The organism is Desulfosediminicola sp., from assembly GCF_048381775.1.
GTDB classification, from domain to species: Bacteria; Desulfobacterota; Desulfobulbia; order Desulfobulbales; family Desulfocapsaceae; genus Desulfopila; species Desulfopila ganghwensis.
In genome coordinates this window covers 80,303-97,856 of the sequence record NZ_JBLXGE010000007.1, presented here as the reverse complement: position 1 = coordinate 97,856, position 17,554 = coordinate 80,303, and the positions used below count along the sequence as shown (strand labels likewise).

The 17,554-nt window shown below is 50.6% G+C and carries 18 protein-coding genes; 7 read left to right on the top strand and 11 right to left on the bottom strand.

All coding sequences use genetic code 11. The annotated features are described in order from the left end of the window. Positions 1 to 39: 39 nt before the first annotated feature. Positions 40 to 1,839: a translational GTPase TypA gene (gene typA / locus ACN5NT_RS13085; protein ID WP_136795624.1), complete on the top strand. Its 1,800-nt coding sequence runs from the start codon at positions 40 to 42 to the stop codon at positions 1,837 to 1,839. Positions 1,840 to 1,890: 51 nt separating this feature from the next. Here the strand turns inward: typA and ACN5NT_RS13080 are convergent, their stop codons facing one another. Genes ACN5NT_RS13080 through ACN5NT_RS13055 form a run of 6 tightly spaced genes read right to left on the bottom strand, consistent with a single transcriptional unit; the run spans position 1,891 to position 5,519 of the window. After that, positions 1,891 to 2,055 (bottom strand): hypothetical protein, encoded by a 165-nt coding sequence (locus ACN5NT_RS13080; protein ID WP_419175701.1) that lies wholly within the window; start codon positions 2,053 to 2,055, stop codon positions 1,891 to 1,893. 25 nt (positions 2,056 to 2,080) lie between these two features. Then, a complete protein-coding gene (locus ACN5NT_RS13075; protein WP_419175700.1) occupies positions 2,081 to 2,512 on the bottom strand; it encodes an NUDIX domain-containing protein in 432 nt (143 codons plus the stop codon). A gap of 42 nt (positions 2,513 to 2,554) precedes the next feature. After that, positions 2,555 to 3,139 (bottom strand): 5' nucleotidase, NT5C type, encoded by a 585-nt coding sequence (locus tag ACN5NT_RS13070; RefSeq protein WP_136795622.1) that lies wholly within the window; start codon positions 3,137 to 3,139, stop codon positions 2,555 to 2,557. After that, on the bottom strand, positions 3,136 to 4,092 hold the full coding sequence (locus tag ACN5NT_RS13065; protein ID WP_136795621.1) for a ketopantoate reductase family protein: 957 nt from the start codon (positions 4,090 to 4,092) through the stop codon (positions 3,136 to 3,138). Before ACN5NT_RS13065 ends, ACN5NT_RS13070 begins: the two co-directional genes overlap by 4 nt. Before the next feature lie 25 nt (positions 4,093 to 4,117). Continuing rightward, on the bottom strand, positions 4,118 to 4,921 hold the full coding sequence (locus tag ACN5NT_RS13060) for a DNA-binding protein (protein ID WP_136795620.1): 804 nt from the start codon (positions 4,919 to 4,921) through the stop codon (positions 4,118 to 4,120). 46 nt (positions 4,922 to 4,967) lie between these two features. Continuing rightward, entirely contained in the window at positions 4,968 to 5,519 is a 552-nt protein-coding gene (locus tag ACN5NT_RS13055; RefSeq protein WP_136795619.1) for a GDSL-type esterase/lipase family protein, read from the bottom strand. On the opposite strand from ACN5NT_RS13055, the gene ACN5NT_RS13050 reads away from it, so the two are divergent. Next, a complete protein-coding gene (locus ACN5NT_RS13050) occupies positions 5,518 to 5,703 on the top strand; it encodes a hypothetical protein (RefSeq protein WP_419175699.1) in 186 nt (61 codons plus the stop codon). The genes ACN5NT_RS13055 and ACN5NT_RS13050 overlap by 2 nt on opposite strands. Here the strand turns inward: ACN5NT_RS13050 and glgX are convergent, their stop codons facing one another. After that, positions 5,704 to 7,809, bottom strand: coding sequence for a glycogen debranching protein GlgX (gene glgX / locus ACN5NT_RS13045; RefSeq protein WP_419175698.1), 2,106 nt, complete (start codon positions 7,807 to 7,809; stop codon positions 5,704 to 5,706). Positions 7,810 to 7,966: 157 nt separating this feature from the next. On the opposite strand from glgX, the gene ACN5NT_RS13040 reads away from it, so the two are divergent. Beyond that, positions 7,967 to 8,908, top strand: a complete 942-nt coding sequence (locus ACN5NT_RS13040; RefSeq protein WP_419175697.1) for a DUF1566 domain-containing protein — start codon at positions 7,967 to 7,969, stop codon at positions 8,906 to 8,908. A gap of 86 nt (positions 8,909 to 8,994) precedes the next feature. Here ACN5NT_RS13040 and ACN5NT_RS13035 read toward each other — a convergent pair whose 3' ends face one another. The 4 genes from ACN5NT_RS13035 to ACN5NT_RS13020 all read right to left on the bottom strand — a co-directional run bounded on the left by ACN5NT_RS13035 (position 8,995) and on the right by ACN5NT_RS13020 (position 12,742). Next, the gene (locus ACN5NT_RS13035) at positions 8,995 to 9,582 is read right to left on the bottom strand and encodes an SET domain-containing protein (protein ID WP_136795616.1); all 588 of its coding nucleotides are present in this window, start codon (positions 9,580 to 9,582) and stop codon (positions 8,995 to 8,997) included. After that, the gene (locus ACN5NT_RS13030; protein WP_419175696.1) at positions 9,579 to 10,043 is read right to left on the bottom strand and encodes a GNAT family N-acetyltransferase; all 465 of its coding nucleotides are present in this window, start codon (positions 10,041 to 10,043) and stop codon (positions 9,579 to 9,581) included. Before ACN5NT_RS13030 ends, ACN5NT_RS13035 begins: the two co-directional genes overlap by 4 nt. 2 nt (positions 10,044 to 10,045) lie before the next feature. Next, complete coding sequence (locus tag ACN5NT_RS13025; protein ID WP_419175695.1) at positions 10,046 to 11,518, bottom strand: RimK family protein; 1,473 nt, start codon at positions 11,516 to 11,518, stop codon at positions 10,046 to 10,048. A gap of 75 nt (positions 11,519 to 11,593) precedes the next feature. Then, a complete protein-coding gene (locus ACN5NT_RS13020) occupies positions 11,594 to 12,742 on the bottom strand; it encodes a citrate/2-methylcitrate synthase (protein WP_419175694.1) in 1,149 nt (382 codons plus the stop codon). 410 nt (positions 12,743 to 13,152) lie between these two features. Between ACN5NT_RS13020 and ACN5NT_RS13015 the strand changes: the two genes are divergently transcribed. The 4 genes from ACN5NT_RS13015 to trpA all read left to right on the top strand — a co-directional run bounded on the left by ACN5NT_RS13015 (position 13,153) and on the right by trpA (position 17,421). Next, entirely contained in the window at positions 13,153 to 14,574 is a 1,422-nt protein-coding gene (locus ACN5NT_RS13015) for a sigma 54-interacting transcriptional regulator (protein ID WP_419175693.1), read from the top strand. A gap of 130 nt (positions 14,575 to 14,704) precedes the next feature. Further along, positions 14,705 to 15,445: a GntR family transcriptional regulator gene (locus ACN5NT_RS13010; protein ID WP_419175692.1), complete on the top strand. Its 741-nt coding sequence runs from the start codon at positions 14,705 to 14,707 to the stop codon at positions 15,443 to 15,445. Next, positions 15,438 to 16,667, top strand: a complete 1,230-nt coding sequence (trpB, locus tag ACN5NT_RS13005; protein WP_419175691.1) for a tryptophan synthase subunit beta — start codon at positions 15,438 to 15,440, stop codon at positions 16,665 to 16,667. The genes ACN5NT_RS13010 and trpB overlap by 8 nt, the downstream gene beginning before the upstream one ends. Beyond that, positions 16,660 to 17,421, top strand: a complete 762-nt coding sequence (gene trpA, locus ACN5NT_RS13000; RefSeq protein WP_419175690.1) for a tryptophan synthase subunit alpha — start codon at positions 16,660 to 16,662, stop codon at positions 17,419 to 17,421. Before trpB ends, trpA begins: the two co-directional genes overlap by 8 nt. Positions 17,422 to 17,554 lie beyond the last annotated feature (133 nt).

The following is a 17,554-nucleotide window of genomic DNA, read 5'->3' as shown; positions in this document are numbered from 1 at the left end:
GGTAGCGTCGACAGCCGGCAGGATCACTGAGGAAACACGATGGAACAGAGCAAAATACGTAATGTGGCAATTATCGCCCACGTTGACCACGGTAAAACCACCCTGGTTGACCAACTTTTCAAACAGTCCGGAATGTACCGAGATAATCAGCAGGTCTCGGAACGATTGATGGACTCCATGGATCTTGAACGTGAGCGTGGCATCACCATTACGTCCAAAAACGGTTCCTATGCCTTTGCTGATCACTGGATTAATATCATCGACACCCCCGGTCACGCCGATTTTGGCGGGCAGGTGGAGCGTGTATTGCGTATGGCAGACGGCGCGCTGCTGCTGGTTGATGCCCAGGAAGGCCCGATGCCTCAGACCTATTTCGTTCTGAAAAAGGCACTGGAGAACAATCTGCCTGTCATCGTGGTGATTAACAAGATAGACAAACCCGCAGCTCGCTGTGACTGGGTTGTGGATCAGGTGTTCGATCTTTTCGTAAAACTCAATGCGCCTGACGATATTCTTGATTTCCCTGTGGTCTATGCTTCTGCCAAAGAAGGATACAGCCTGTTCGAGCTCGGCGATGAGCGCGTGGACGGCGGCAATATGGACCCGATCTCCAGGATGGTCATAGACCATATCCCTGCTCCGGTGGGCGATGAAGGTGCCGAGTTGCAGATGCAGGTGGGTACCATCGACTATTCTCCGTACCTTGGACGTCTCGGTATTGGTAAGGTTGTAAACGGCAGGATGAAGATTAACCAGCCCATTGCTGTTGCTCGCCGTGACGGTTCTATTAAGCCGATCCGTATATCCAAGATTTTTCGCTTCGAGCGTGATGAAAAGGTTGCGGTCGAAGAGGCTGGTGTAGGTGAGATTGTGGCCATTGCCGGTATGGAGGATGTAACCGTTGGTGTTACTTTTACCGACGCTGATAATCCTAAGCCGTTGCCATTGATCACCATTGATCCGCCGACTATCTCCATGAACTTTATCCCTAACGATTCTCCGTTTGCCGGTAAAGAGGGTAAGTTCGTTACTTCCCGTCATATCGAGGACCGTCTCAAGCGCGAGATTCTCGCTGACGTGGCATTGCAGTACGAGCCGCTGACCGATGCAGTTGGTTTTAAAGTGAGCGGTCGAGGTGAGCTGCATCTCTCTATTCTGATTGAGAAGATGCGTCGCGAAGATTATGAATTTCAGGTCACCCGCCCTCAGGTCATCATGCGTGAAGAGGACGGCAAGCTGATGGAGCCCTACGAGGAACTGACCATCGATGTGGACGAGGAATTCCAGGGTCCGGTTATCGAAAAGCTCGGCAAGCTGAGAGGTACCATAGAAGAGATGAGCACCAACAACGGCATGGTTCGTATGGTGTTTCACATTCCGACCCGCGGTTTGCTCGGTTATCGTTCCCAGTTCATGACCGATACCAAAGGAATGGGTATGATGGCCTATGTCTTCCATGAGTATGGCCCATATGCAGGTGATATCATCAACCGCGTCAACGGTGTGATGCTGGTAAAAGAGCCGTGCACTTCCGTAGCCTATGCGCTTTTTAACCTGCAGGATCGCGGTAAACTCTTTGTAGGAGCGGGCTTACCGCTTTATGCGGGGCAGATTATCGGTGAGAATGCTCGTCCCGCCGATATGGTGGTCAACCCCGGTAAGGGCAAGAAACTCACCAACGTGCGTGCTTCAGGTACCGACGATGCGGTTGTTCTCACCCCGGCGACCATTATGTCCCTCGAGGATTGCATTGCCTACATCAATGATGATGAACTGGTTGAGGTAACTCCCAAGTCGATCAGACTTCGCAAAAGGACGGGTACCAGAATCAAGATTTAAGGTGAAGACATGGACCTGCTTATCCTGCTGATATCCGGAGTAGTTGGAATTTCAAGCTTCTTTCTTATCTCCAGAAAGTTCGGAAGCGACTGCATCCCCTGAGCCCTGCTCTATGGATCCGTCGGGGCGGGTCTGGTTGCTTTCATGATTCTGCAAACTCTGCTTAAATAAAAAAAGGTGCATCTGGAAATTTCCAGGTGCACCTTTTTTTTTCAACGTCCAACGTCCAACGTCCAACGTCCTATTTCTCTCCGTTCTTAAACCGATAATAATCAGCCAGAATCCTGGCGTGATCAAAGGCCAGTTCAGGCAGGTTGTCACGGTCGAAAAGTTCTGCCTTGCCTGCATCATCGCCAGCTACAGGTTGTCCGTCGGCCTGGGCGATGAAAACCGTTGAGACGGTATGTTGGCGTGGATCGCGTTCCGGGTCCGAGTAGGTGCGAAATTGCGCTAGGCCACGTACCGCAAGTCCGGTTTCCTCTTCTGCTTCTCGTACTGCCGCTAGCTCAAAAGATTCGCCATAGTCTACGAAACCACCGGGGAGCGCCCAGCCATAAGGGGGATTCTTTCGTTCTATCAAGACGATTCTGTCGTCAACCTCAATGATGATATCTACGGTGGGCACAGGATTGCGGTATACAGCGATCTCTTTGCTGCAGTGTGGACATTTCATTGAGGTCTCCAGCTTGGGGCGAAAGGGCATGAAGCAGGTACTTCAATCCAGAACAATCAGCTCACGGATTTCCTGCCAGTTTTCCACGGTTGCCAGGTCGTGGCGGTTCCTGTTCCATGGGTGGCTGTACACAAGGGGAATAATCTCCCTGGCCAACTCTTTGCAGGTCTCCGCCCGATCATCGATGAAGTATTTCAGCTTATGTTCCTTGATGTAGCGCAGTTTATCGTCGTGGTCGCCGGTTGCTACCAGTTTGATGGCCTTTTGCGTGGGGAGTGGCAGGAACGTATCGAACCAGTCTATAACCGGCTGCTTTATGGGGCGGGCGGTGATAACGGTGACTGGTCCTTTGGCGGCGAGCTCGTTTAATACCGGTATCGCGCCCGGCATGGGTTGCAAGCCTGTTGCCAGGGAATCTTTAAGGATGTCGAGAAATATCTTTTCCACTGTGTCCTTCGGCATGCCGATACAGTGTTCGAGTTCGAAATTGGTTATGTCCTCGAGGGTGAATGAGCAGTAGTTATGCTCTTCACAGGCAATTTTCAAAAAGGCTGCGGCGGTATCGGCAATAACACCGTCAAGATCGAACCCAAGCTCGTGGGGGAGTATTTTAAAATCGGTTTTCATATTGATATTCCAGCGTGTTGCAGGTATTGACGTTCCAGCTGCTTCACTTCTCTGACGATGCGTTGGTTTTCCGGGGCGTCAATCCCCAGCTTTTTGGCAGCGGTGACCACCGCACCATTGATGGCTTCGATCTCGGTGCGTCGCTTCTTTCGGACATCTTGCAGCATGGACGATATATTGCCGGAAGTCTTAACACAGACCCCCTTGGTTATCTCAAACGAATCCTCTGGCACGTGTATGCCGGAACCATGGGCTATCTGATAGGCTTCGGCCACCAGTCGCTCCATGCGTTCAGGGAGGCCAGGGAGCGTAAGCAACTCTCCGTTGGTGCAGTTCAGTGTTGCCGTAAGCCCGTTGATTCCTGTATTTACCAACAGCTTGGTCCACAACCGGGAGAGGATATCATCCACAACTCGGGTTTTAAGGCCGGAACTGTTAAAAAGTTGCTGTAGTTGATCAAGGTTCTCCATGGCATCCGGAGATGCGGGCTTTTCAAGGAAGCCAACCTGGGTGAGGCCTTTACCGGCATGAAACACTTCACCCGCACCAGTAAGCGTAGCCCCTTCGGTGGTAGTACCATAGAGGGCGAGACAATTTCTGACTGGCAACCGGACCCCGATATGGGAAATACCGTTCTGCATAAATAAGAGAATGGTACCTTCACCGATCAGCGGGCTGCAAAAGCGCAGACAGTTTTCGATATCGTATGATTTTACGCAGAGTATTACCACATCGGCTCGACCTGTCTCAGTGGGAGAGGACGAAACCGGGATGTGTGTAGTCTCCCGCCGATCCTTGTGGCTGTAGAGTATACCGCGCTGATTGAGCTGTTGAGCTCGTGTGGAGTTGTGGTCAATAAGGGTGAACCGGTGCTGCCTCTTTTTTGAGGCAGTTGCGAGCCTGGACGCCAGCAGGCAGCCCAGGGCGCCAGGCCCGACAAGAACGAAATGCATGATAATGCTCCCGCCTGATAAATGATTATTGAACGATTCGTGCTTCTTCGATAATCACTTCGTATTTATAACCGGCGCCGAAGTCTTTATTGGCGGAGAGCTTGCCCTCGATGAGAATGATAGAGTCCTGATCAGGTGTATCACTGGTGGTAACGACCAGGTCATGGGTATTCTGCATGGGGTTTCCTGTGCCATCCTGCAGATGTACCCAGTTCCGGCCCATGATATTAGGGTTGAATTTCACTACCTTGCCACGAACATGTACGGTCTGGCCATTGAGTTCCTTGGCCTTGGCAAATATCTCTTCTACGCTGTATCCTTTTTCGCTGGTTGCTTTCTCGACCTTGATGTCAGTGAAAGGGACGATAGCACCGGTACTGCCAGGGCTGGCTTCCCCCTGAACATCCTGTGCATCAGTAGCCTTGTTTTGTTCGCGGGCGACGGCATCTGCGAAAGAGCTTTTAGAAGGTGCCGGCTCTACTGCGGCTACGACAGGTTGTGCGGGAACATCACCGAGGTCGGTACCATTAATCAGTGCACCGGCAAAAATAATGGATGGGAAGGTGCGATCCAGGGTCTTGGAGTGGAAGTCACTCATCTCCATACCGCTGTTGTATGTTACGTGATCTCCAATTTGTACCTGGGTCTCTGGTACGGCTACCCAATCTTTGGTGGAGCCATTATCAACTTGAAGATAGGTATAGCCCGCAGCGTTCATGGTTTCCAGGACTATGCCTGCAACTTCCTGGGCCTGGGTTTTGGGTGGTGTCAGGGCAGACAGGCCAAGTATGCATGCGGCTGCTATGTAGAGTACGGATTTTCTTTGCATATGATCTCCTGTTGGACGAATATTTGATTATACATCGCGCGACAGATTAATCATTTTCCATGAGAAAGGCAACGTACTCAAAAAGGGTTCTTGTCCACAGTTCATATCCGGCGTCCGTGAGGTGAACACCGTCCGTCTCAAAGAGCTCGATATCTGATTTGGTAAATCGACTGTAGACATCTATATAGCAGCTGGCAGTGTCTCTGCAGATGCCTGCAATTATTCGATTTATCTCAATTATTGCTTCATGGTCATGGGGACATCGGATCGGCAGCAGGCTATTGACCATTGTCTCCGCTGCCGGGTAGCTATTGCTCAGCCAGACCACAATTTTTTTCAGATCTTCCGTGAAATCATGATTTCCCATCAGGAAGTCGTTGGTACCGATCATCACCAGGATAAGTTTGGGCGAGGAGCATTTTTTCTGAATCTGAGGCAGCGAGGTGAGCAGTTCACCGGTGGTGAATCCTGGAATACCGAAATTCAATACCTCAAAGGCAGGCAATCGGTTCTGCCAGTCGAATCCGGCTACCAGGGAATCTCCGATCATCAGGAAAGGGGGCTTTACGTTGTTGTTTCTCGGGGGAGTTGCGGACATGATGGTAATTTCAGTGGATGTGGATTGGAGCCAGCCGAAAATCAAATGTTTTCCAGACAGCGAGAAAAAAAAGAAAATATCTAATAGAAGCCGGATCTTAACACAGCAGGCAACTGATGCCAAAGAGTTTTCAGACTGTCAGGGGGAAGCAATGGCGAACGAACCCTTAAAAAAGGTGTTGTGATTACAAGACCTCCGGCAAAGACTGCAGGACGACCACTGCCAGGTTGGCCACTCTAATGGAACGGATTCCACTATCAAGCGGAGTACCGCGGGGGATGATATCTTTGGGGGGAACAGCCGCGGTATCAATTATTTTTGACCAGCTTCTGTTGTTATTATTCGGTGGTACATCGGGGGGAATGAAATGAAGTTTTTTTTCGATGTTACCGTTCATCATGATGAAAAAATCATCGTCACGACTCAGGTGTTGACGTTTGCCATGGATCAGCACACCCAGGCCGTGACAGTCAGCTGACCAGTTTTGTTCGCCGGGGGTGAGGTATTGCCATTCAATCTCCTCCGGCACATTGGGTGTACTGGAGTCTGTGGTAGCAAAGAAGTTTTCCCGCCGAAAAACCGGGTGATTCCGGCGCAGGGCAATGCAGAGCTGAAAAAATCTCAACAGGTCCCTGTTGTGTTCCATAAGTTGCCAGTCGAGCCAGCTGATGGGGTTATCCTGACACCAGGCGTTGTTGTTGCCGGACTGGGTCTTGGCAAACTCGTCTCCGGCGCAGATCATTGGCACTCCCTGGGAAAACATGAGGATGGTCAGCATACTGCGAATGCGTCTCAGCCGCAGTTCTTCAACTTTCGGAGAGACTGGTGTGCCTTCACGGCCGCTATTCCAGCTGAGGTTATGGTTGTCACCGTCCCGGTTGTTTTCTCCGTTCATCAGGTTGTGCTTGCGGTTATAGCTGACCAGATCGTAGAGCGAAAAACCGTCGTGACTGGTTAAAAAATTAATGGAACTCAATGGACCACGCCTACTGGCCTGATAGAGATCGGAACTGCCGGCAAAGCGACTGGCGAGTCGTGAGACCATTCCGCCGTGGCCTGCCATAAAGGCCCGTACGTCGTCTCTGAAACGCCCATTCCATTCTCCCCAGCGGGTATCATTGGAAAAGCTGCCAACCTGGTACAGGCCGGCCGCGTCCCATGCTTCCGCGATGATTTTAGTGTCCCGTAGTACAGGGTCTTCCGCTATCTGCTCGATCATCGGTGGGTTTGCAAGTACGTTCCCGTCCTGGTCGCGACCAAGGATTGAGGCGAGGTCAAAGCGAAAGCCGTCCACGTGCATTTCAATAACCCAGTAGCGCAGGGAGTTAATGATAAGGGAGCGAACGACCGGGTGGTTACAGTTCAGGGTGTTGCCGCAGCCTGAGAAGTTGAGATAACTCTGATCTTCTGGATCAAGCAGATAATAGACTGAGTTATCTATGCCCCTGAAACTGCTGGTGGTGCCGTCATAACCGCCCTCGCCGCTGTGGTTGTAAACAATATCGAGGATGACTTCTATGTTGGCATGGTGCAATTCTCTGACCAGCGTCTTGAATTCGTTGATATGATTCTCAGGATCAATGGCATAGCCTGATTTCAGGGCGAAAAAGGATACCGGGTTATAGCCCCAGAAATTCTTGAGCCTCTCTCCCGTCTCAGGGTTTACAAAGTCATTGTCGTTTTCATCGAATTCGGTAATGGGCATAAGCTCAACAGCTGTCACGCCGAGCTGCTTGAGATATGGGATCTGCTTCATCAACCCTTCATAACTACCAGCCGCCGCCTGGTTTTCTGCCAGTTGTTTGGTGAAGCCACGAATATGCAGTTCATAAATGATGGTTTCGGAAAGAGGGGTTTTGAGTGGGCGATCATCCTGCCAGTCAAAGTCGTGACTAATGATTTTGCAGCACGGCGCTTTGCCGTACTGTGCTCTGGTCCCCCAGGCGCGTGGAGACAGGGCGTGGCAGTAGGGGTCTATCAGAATATCTGCATGGTTAAAACAAGAGCCAGAAGCAGGCTTATCGCTATCGATCCGGTAGCCATAGGTAAAATCGCACTCGTGGGTTTCAAGCAGGATATGCCAGACATCGCCGGTCTTGTGTTCTGAGGGAGTAAGCTGCAGCTCATAGCGTGTTTCTGATCCTTCTTGGCATGCGCTCTCCAGAACCAGAGTAACCGTACTTGCATTTCGCGAAAACAGGGCGAAATTGACTCCTTCACTCAGGGTCGTCACCCCCAGCGGCAGTGGATAGCCTCTTTTTATTTCCCAGGGTAAATTTTTTTTGGACATAGTTGAGAATAATTATTAGAATCATTTCCAGGTCGAAATGGTTATCACCAGAATGGACAACTGAATACAGTTAGTATAGCGCATCCATGTATTGAATTTGAAGGCATAGGGAGCGTGAAAAAACAGGTTAAATTTTTACCTGTATATAGGAGGGATTATGGGAATGTTTCATAAGGTTACAGTCGGAGACAGGGTGATCAGTCCAATAGATTGGGAAATGAGGCCAGAGTTAACCTTTGGTACCTTTGAGTCCTGGGGCGGACGTGAACGTGTTCGAAACAACAGTGAGTGCGTGTATTACTTCTTTATCGACGACTGGGGTGATGAACCTAAATTGTGTCTGATGGAGCGGGCCGTGAAACACGCTAAGGTGGTAGCTGAAATCAAGGCTCCCATGGAGATGATGAAAAAATGTGTTTCAGAGCAGGGCAGCGTTGCCCTTTTCGAGCAGAGTTTCGCTATCAACCAGCAGCTCCGTGATTGGCTTATAGCGAATGTGCTTGATGATAAGAACTCATCGCTGGTCATTCCGGTTATTGACCAGAATGAGATTGAGGATATGGGACCTGCGTTGCCGGATGTAAGCGTTACCGGTTATGGTGGTGAGAAAGTGAATCTGCCTGTTGAGCTGGAGTATCTCCAGGAAGAGGATGTCGCCGGGTTGATCAGGAAATGGAATTTCTATGATAGCGAGCATAATCCTTCCGGTCGATTCGATAACTGCCTGGTGGAATGCGGTAACGAGCATACGGTCATCGATCTGAAGACCCGGTTGATGTGGCAGCGTGAAGGCTTGGACATCAATTCTATCCGCCATCAGAGAAAAGAAATCGAGCAACTGAACATGGATGGCTTTGCCGGTTATCACGACTGGCGACTGCCGACTCTCGAAGAAGCAATGTCATTGATGGAGACTGAGGTAAATGACAAGGGTGTGCACCTGCACCCCTGTTTTTCTAAAAAGCAGCCGTTCATCTTTGTAATGGCAAGAAGGAAACCTGGCGGGTATTGGTTTGTTGATTTCAAACAGGGGCGTGCATTCTGGTCTTCCGGCACAATACCTGGTGGATTTGGGCGTCTGGTCCGTTCCCTTGGTTGACGGCAGTGGTGTTATTTCGATAAATACATAAAATGCATGAGCTGTTTCAGTTGCTGAAGCGGCTCATGCATTCTTTGGGGGAGATATCAGCCTCCCGGATAGTAACACTCCATGATTGAGAGCAGTTCCCTTTGTTCATTTCTGATATCTGTAAGCTGATTACGGATATCACTTTCAATATAGCGATAGAGCGGTTGACTCACGTTGTCTATGAGCGGGAAGGCCGCCCGCAGTTTTTTATCCCATCTATCTGCATATCGGAGCAGGTCGTCGGGGTAGACCATTTTACGCTCCCCGCCTTCGGGCAACGCCTCAAATGGCTCGATGATGTTGAGGTAACCATAGTCGTCCGTTAGCTCTTCGTCTTTTTCGATGTCACGAATGGCAATTTCGAAGTTATATGGTGTCAAACAACAGTTTGAGTTGAAGCTGTGGTTTATGAATTTGCCATTGTCCCAGCAGAACACGTATTCCCCTTTTTTATTGCGGAAAGAGTATTTCATCAGAATCTCTTGATAGCGTCCATCATGAGCGTCCATCTCCTTTTGGGTGAATATGCGATCGAGATGATCAAGGGTCCAGGTGATGGTGCCCATGGGGATTCTGTGAGTTGCAAAAAGGCCGAATCCTATATTGTCGCTAATATATCTCACTTCAGTGTTCGGGTGGATCATGGCTGGTGCTCCAGGTTGGCGAGGTTTTTCTTCATAATAAGCGCGGCGCTGCCATTTTGATAATAGTGAGGACGTCTGCCCTGAAGAGTATAGCCATGGGAAAGGTACAGCCGGCAAGCTATCGGGTTATCTTCAGAGACTTCCAGTTTCAGACTTGTCCGGTCATAGTTTGCAGCAACCCGTTCAGCCTGTCTCAGGAGAAGGGTGCCAACGCCGCATTTCTGTGAGTTTTTATCCACGGCAAGGGAGTGGATTTTCATGGTGTGGCTACAGGTTCTGGTGAGCAGGGTCATGTAGCCGATGATATTGTTTTGTTTCTGGGCTTTCAGGGTAATTCCATGAGCTTTGGTCAGCAGATGCCTGAATTGTCTGCGCGAAAAACGATCATGGTCAAACACCTGCATTTCAAGAGACTCCAAAGCATCGAGGTCAACAATGGTGGCTGGTAGGACACGAAGCATTATTACCCTCTGCGCTTGGCGTTAAGACGTCGAACAAACTCGCGAAGGATGATCCGGTAGAGTTCATTACCAAGAATTTTATCTTCTATGGTGTGGTCAATGGAGGGGTTGTCATTTACCTCTATAACGACAGCTGTGGATTTTACAGTTTTAATGTCGACACCGTATAAGCCCTTGCCGATTGCCCCTGCTACTTTTGCAGCCAGCCGGATGACATTTCTTGGTGCCTCATGGACAGGAACAGTCATGACCCGGCCGGAGCGGGTGGAACAACCGGCCTTGTGGTGGTAAATCTGCCAGTGGCCACGTGCCATGTAATATTTGCAGGCGAAAATCGGTTCACCATTCAGCACACCGATACGCCAGTCAAACTCTGTGGGCAGGAACTCCTGGGCCAGGATGATTGAGGAGCGGGTGAAGAGCGTATCAAGCATGGTGTTAAACTCGTGTTCACATTCGACCTTGCTCACCCCAACGGAAAAAGAACCATCGGGGATTTTCAGTACCATTGTCTGGCCAAGCTGGTTCGCAACGCCCTGATAATTTAAAGAGTTGGTACGAAAAAGCAGGCATGAGCGAGGTGCCGGGACTCCAAAACGATCAAGCAATTCTTTGAGGAATACCTTGTTGGTGCAGCGAATGATGGACGACGGATCGTCTATAACCACCATGTCAGCATGCTGGGCAGACTGGGCGAGGCGGTATGTGACGTGGTTTACCGCAGTCGTCTGACGGATGAAGAGTGCATCAAACTCCATGAGGCGTGAAGATTCCCTTTCGGTGATGAGTTCCGCGTTGATGTTCATCTTTTTTGCTTCATTGATAAACAAATTGAGTGCGGCACGGTTGCTGGGCGGGAATTGTTCTTCCGGGTCATGGAATATAGCAAGGTCATAGCGAGCTGGTTTTTTGCTGCGAGGTTCCCTCCAGACTTTTTTGTTGAATGCATCCAGAGCGTTGGCGAAAAGGTCCTGCTGATGATCTGTCAGTTCTTCGAGGTTCAGAGTGCGGAGGCTACAGAGATGTGAGTGCTGGTTTGCACTGAACTCCGCTCTTAAAAGCGGTGCGGGATAGCGGTCGAAGATAGTGCGTGCAAGCTTTTCAAATCGCGGGTCTTCGCAGGTGCCGAAATAAATGTCGAGCTGCAGCAGGCCGTTTATCGGGTTGGTTGGCAGCTCACCGTTGCATTTGCAATGACGGACGAGGGAACTTTCCAGCTTTGCCGGAATATCGGCTTCCAGCATGTTTAAAGTGTCGATGCTGGGAATGACCTTGTGTTTACGAGCTTGCGCCAGTAGTGAGCAATAATAGCCTTCGGAATGGTACGAGAGGTTATTGCAGAGATTAATAATCAGGTGAGAATGTTGATCGGGATTCTCGCTCTGCAGATAATCCAGTGCGGTGGTGATGCTTTGAGTTTTGTAGTATGGCTCCCACTGTTCGATGCTGTCGATAATGACGAGTACTGAGTTCATAAAATGCTCGATATGTTACTCGCAACGGAGTACTGCGGCATCCGTTATCTGGGAGCCGCAGTGTCGTCAGGAGGGTTATGAGCGCTCCTCCATCAGGATGTAATTGAGGTTGTTGTGACCGGTATATTCGGCACGTGGTCTGATGAGCCTGTTGTTGGCCCACTGTTCGAGGATATGGGAGGTCCAGCCCACAGTCCGGCTGATGGCAAAAATGGGGGTAAATAGTTCCTGCGGTAGTCCCATGGCGTTGTAGAGTGAGGCTGTATACAGGTCGACGTTGGGGAAAACCATTGTTTCACGTCGCACGACTCGTTCTATTTCCCTGGTGATTTCGAATTGGACTGTGTTGCCGGTGTAACTGGTAACCTGGTCGGCATAATCCCTGAGCATGTGTACCCGTGGGTCTTCGCAGCGGTAGACACGATGACCGAATCCCGGAATTTTCATTTTGTTTGCCAGCTTTCCGAGAATGATTCGCTCAGCTTTATCCGGTGTGCCGATTTCTTCGATAAGCTGCATCACTTCCATATTCGCTCCGCCGTGTAGAGGCCCTTTCAGGGCTCCAATGGCTGAGGTGACCGAAGAATAGATATCTGACATGGTAGCGGCAGTCACACGTGCCGCGAAAGTTGATGCATTCAGCTCATGGTCTGCGTGAAGGATAAGAGCCACATCGAATGCACGCTCAATAATCGGGTCTGGCGCTTTTCCCTGCAAAGTATAGAGAAAGTTGTAAGCGATGCCGCGACCAGGTTCGGGCTTTATGGGTTCCAGCCCCTGGCGAAGACGCTGGTGAGCGGCAATGAGCAGAGGGATGCGGAAAGTGAGGCGTTGTGCTTTGCGTAGGCAGGCATCGAGCCCGGTGTTTCCGCTATCGGGGTCCCAGTGACCTAAAGAGGATACGGCGGTGCGAATTACCTCCATAGGAGTGGCGACTTTCGGAAACATCCTGAGAATCATCACGGTCTCTACAGGCAGAGCCATGGAGCCGATGAAGCCTGAGAGAAATGCCTTGAATTCAGTGGGCCGGGGAAGACAACCATACCAGAGTAGATAGGCGGTTTCTTCGAAGGTGCTGTTTCCTGCAAGCTCAAGGGCATCATAACCGCGGTAAAGCAGTCGTCCATCTATTCCGTCGATAAGACAAATTTCAGAGTCGCAGGCAACAATGTCGGCGAGTCCGGCTTCTGATTGTTTTGAAGCGGTAAGGCATGATTTGGTCACAGATACTCCTCCCTGTTGTTGTAATGATGTCCAAGACCATAGGCAAAATTTATGCCGTATCTGAAGTGTATCCATAAGTGCTTGAAAACAAACAAAAAAAATTGTTATCGAGAGAGGGGCTGGTAAAGTCCTTCTTGAAAAAAAAGAAATGAATTTCCTTTTTGCTGGGGTGTTTCATGAATTCACTTCAGTTTGTTCTAACAATACAGCCCAGAATGCTGAATGGTAATCTGCCTAACTGGTCTGATTGTTATCGTTAATGACCTGGGCAAAGTCGCCGCGAGGCGGTGGGGCGATGTTGAGCAACAAGCTTGCGCCGGAATAAAAAAGAAAGTATTTTCCGATTGTGCGGTTGCTGAAATCGTAACGGGGGGATTATCGGAAAACAATTTCTTAATTACTGGTGAAATATGCTGATCAGGGTGGTATTGGCACTGGGAGACCGGGAGTTGCAGAGAGGGCTTGAAGAGCAGATCGGGCTGGCTGAAATTGAGGTCGAGGGGTTGACCGGGGAGGCCGACAGCTGGCGACAGGTCGTTCGGAGTTGTGCGGATGTTATCGTCATCAGTGACAGCATGATTCCTGCCCCTGTGGCTGGCGGTATAGGCTTGCTTGCCGGTTTGCCTGAGAATCCGACGATCATGGTTCTGCAGACTGAGCATTCTGCCGAATTGCAGGCTGGCTATATAGCCGCAGGAGCTCATTCCTCTCTCTATTCAGGTATTTCCAGGGAACGTATGATCAAGGCACTGGAAGGCACCATTGAGAGCCGTCGGCTGGCTATGATGCGCGACCGGTTGGATCGGCGGGGCAGGAGTGTGCCGAAGATTTCCGACTTTACCACGAATAGTGAAGTGATGCAGCTCTTCATGAACGAGGTACAACTGGTGGCTCCCAGTGATTCGGTTTTGATGATCATGGGAGAAACCGGAGTTGGTAAGGAGCATCTGGCTAAAGTAATTCATGGTGAAAGTCCCCGCGCTTCAGGGCCATTTGTTGCCGTGAATACAGCAGCTTTGCCTGAGCAACTTTTAGAGAGTGAGCTTTTTGGTCATAAGCAGGGGGCCTTTACCGGGGCAACCCGTTCGCGGCGCGGGGCATTCGAACAGGCGCATGGCGGGACTATATTTCTAGATGAAATTGGAGAGATGCCGCTGCACCTTCAGGCAAAGCTGCTCCGTGTTCTGCAGGAATATGAAATACAGCCCATAGGCGCAGAAAAATCATCATGGGTTGATGTGCGGGTGATTGCCGCAACCAACAAGGATCTGGAGCAGGAGGTGAACAGCGGTAATTTTCGAAAAGATCTCTATTATCGTTTGAGCGTGATCAAGCTCAACATTCCCCCCTTGAGGATGCGTCGGGAAGATATTCCCCATCTGGCCAGACGCTTTGTCATGGATTTCAAGTGTAAGATAGGGAGGGATATTCGCCAGATTGCCGAACCTGCAATGGCTGCGCTCTGTAGTTATGAGTGGCCTGGCAATATCAGGGAGTTGATGAACGTTATCGAACGTTCAATGCTCCTAAGTCGGAGTGGTGAGATAACAATGGAAAACCTGCCAAGTGCTTTTCTTTATGCCACAGACAAGAATGTGGACGAGCCGGTGAATGGAAATTTAGCCGGTAACTGGCAGGCTAAAACTTTGCAGCACGTTGTTTCTTTGATGGTTGAGCATACAGAGAAAGAATATCTGTGCAGGGTCCTGGCTGAGCATGGTGGGAGTATCCGGAAAACTGCGGACCATGCGGGGATAACAACCCGAAGTCTCTACAGTAAGATGCGCAGATATGATCTCAGAAAAGAGGATTTCAAAAAACGGAAAAGGTAGTTGTAGCGACCTCTTCGGGAAAGAGTCAGAGCCTGTAGCTTTTTTCGGCAGAGAGCAGTATGGGGATCTGAAACCAGCCACCTGTCAAGTTGTCTTGACAACTTGACAGGTGGCTGGTAAACAGTGGCGTATGGAAACGAAAATCGACAAAGCATCGCCAGTGCCCCTGTACCATCAACTTGCAGAATTACTTCAGCAAGAGATTCGTGGCGGCAGGTTTCAGCCCGGAGAAAAAATTCCTTCCGAAAATGTTCTGGCCGATCTCTATAGGATAGGCAGACCCACAGTTCGACAGGCTATCGACAGCCTGGTGCGTAAAAGACTGCTTGTCAGAAGGCGTGGCTCCGGCACCTTTGTGGCTGAAACTCCTGAGCGGGTCGACCTGTTTTCCCTGGCGGGTACCATGGCATCGTTCAAAGCCAGTAAGCGTGCACCGAAGGTGATTCTTGTTGAGCCGCCGCGTCGTGCCAAGGTTATCAGCGGTATCAGCAATCCACTTAGTGGTACTGAGGCCATCTATCTCAGCAGGCGCACCCTGGTTGAAGAGACTCCGGTGCTGGTTGAGGATATCTATCTCGATGCCAGAATCTTCGCAGGTTTGGAAAACATGAACCTCGAAGGAATTTCACTTTCACAGTTGGTGGAAGATTCTTTCCACTTCGTTCTGACCGGGGGAACCCAGCAGTTCAACATAACCTATCCCGATACCCGCCTCACAGAGCTATTGGACGTTCGCAAGTCCACACCCCTGTTGGCGGTTAACAGATTTCTCGACTCATCCCTTCAACAAAACGCGATCTATTCGGATCTTTTCTGTCGAACGGATGAATTTATTTTCAGCCAATCCCTGGGAGGCTTGTCGCATGGCTAAGACCGGATATTACGGGGAGTATGGAGGAGCGTTTCTTCCTGAGATACTCATACCCACATTTAAAGAACTGGAACAAGAGTTTGCCCGTATCAAGAGCGACCCAGGCTTCTGGGAAGAATATGTGCACACCATGTCCACATACTCCTGCCGGCCTACACCCCTGACCTATGCTGAGAATCTGACCAGGCATTTTGCAGGAGCGCAAATCTATATCAAGCGGGAAGACCTGAATCATACCGGTGCTCACAAGGCGAACAACGTGATCGCGCAAGGGCTTTTGGTGAAAAAGATGGGCAAGCGGCGGGTTATCGCCGAGACCGGTGCCGGCCAGCACGGTGTGGCCACAGCTACCATGGCGGCAAAATACGGTTTTGAGTGCACCATTTATATGGGTGAGGTCGATGTACTGCGCCAGCGTCCCAACGTGTTCTGGATGGAGCAGCTCGGTGCCAAGGTGGTGGCGGTAAAAGACGGTTCCCGAACTTTGAAAGATGCAATGAATGCAGCTTTTCGTGATTGGGCGGCCAATATGGATTCCACTCACTATGTGTTGGGCACCGCTTCCGGTCCTCACCCGTTCCCTGAGATGGTCTCCTACTTCCAGTCCATCATCGGCCAGGAAGCCCGCGAGCAGATCCTGAAATATGCCGGAAAGCTGCCGGCCAGAGTTTTCGCCTGTGTTGGTGGCGGTTCCAACGCCATGGGGCTGTTCGGTGGGTTCATGGACGACCCGGTGGAGCTGGTTGGTGTTGAAGCGGGTGGTAAAGGGCTTGAGTCCGGCCTGCATGCCGCGCGCCTTGCTTCCGATCAGGCCACGGTGGGTGTGGCCCAGGGCTATAAGACCTACTTTCTGCAGGATGATGACGGCCAGATGCGCGAGACCCATTCCGTCTCTGCGGGGCTTGATTATGTCGGTGTGTCACCGATTCTGGCTCACTTGAGTGAGACCGGCAGGGTGCGTTTTGCCGCAGCCACCGATACAGAGGTGGTTGAAGCGCTCAAGCTCTGTATGAGAAAGGAAGGGCTTATCCCGGCGCTCGAGTCCGCCCATGCCTTTGTGCAGGCATTCAAGGAGGCCTCTGAGCTTTCCCGGGACGAGTGCATCATCATCAATCAGTCTGGTCGTGGTGATAAGGATATCTTCACTGTGGCGGATGCCATCGGCGATCCCCAGTGGGAGAAGTTCATCTGCAACAAAGCGGAGGAGTACAAAAATGCTTGAGTCCTATATTCGCAAGCAGCGGGAAAATAAGAAAATCCTGCTGATGACCCATATCGTTCTGGGCTATCCCGATTTTGAGACTTCGCTTGAGCTGGCGCGAACCATGGTGGCGGCAGGGGTTGACCTGATGGAGCTGCAGATTCCCTTCTCCGAGCCCATCGCCGACGGTCCGGTTATTTTGAAAGCCAATCAGGAGGCATTGAAAGCGGGTGCCAGGCTCGCTCAGTGCCAGCAGGTGGCGCAGGAAATCACCGCCAGTCTGGATATTCCGTTCCTTTACATGAGCTATTACAACATCCTGTTCAAGTATGGGGTAGACCGATTTGCCGAAGATGCGGCAGCGCACGGCATTAAAGGAATGATAGTACCGGATGCACCACCCGAAGAGGCGCCGGAATATGTAACCGCGTTAAGAGAACGTAATCTCTCACCGATCCAGCTTTTTACCCCTAAAACGACGGATGAGCGGATGAGCTATCTGGCCGGGAACGCATCCGGTTTCATCTACTGCGTTGCCAGAAAGGGAGTCACCGGTCAGAATACCGCTTTCTCCAGCGAGCTGGATGGATATCTCGATCGCTGTCGCCAGGCAACAAACCTGCCTCTGGCACTCGGTTTTGGCGTCAAGGACAAGGACGATATTGATTTTCTGCGTGGCAAGGTTGATATCGCCGTGCTCGGCTCCAGCGCTATCCGGGTACTGGAAGACAAGGGCGTGGAAGCCGTTGGTGACTATATCTCGTCTTTACGTTAGGAGCTTGTCGGACTAAGCCCTTTGCAACCAACTCATCGATGTCGAGATAAAGGAAATAAGCGCAATATCAGCTATGTAGTTCCGGTTGTTTTTCCTTCGATGCCTCGATTTCTCATGCTAAAGCCCGGTTTGA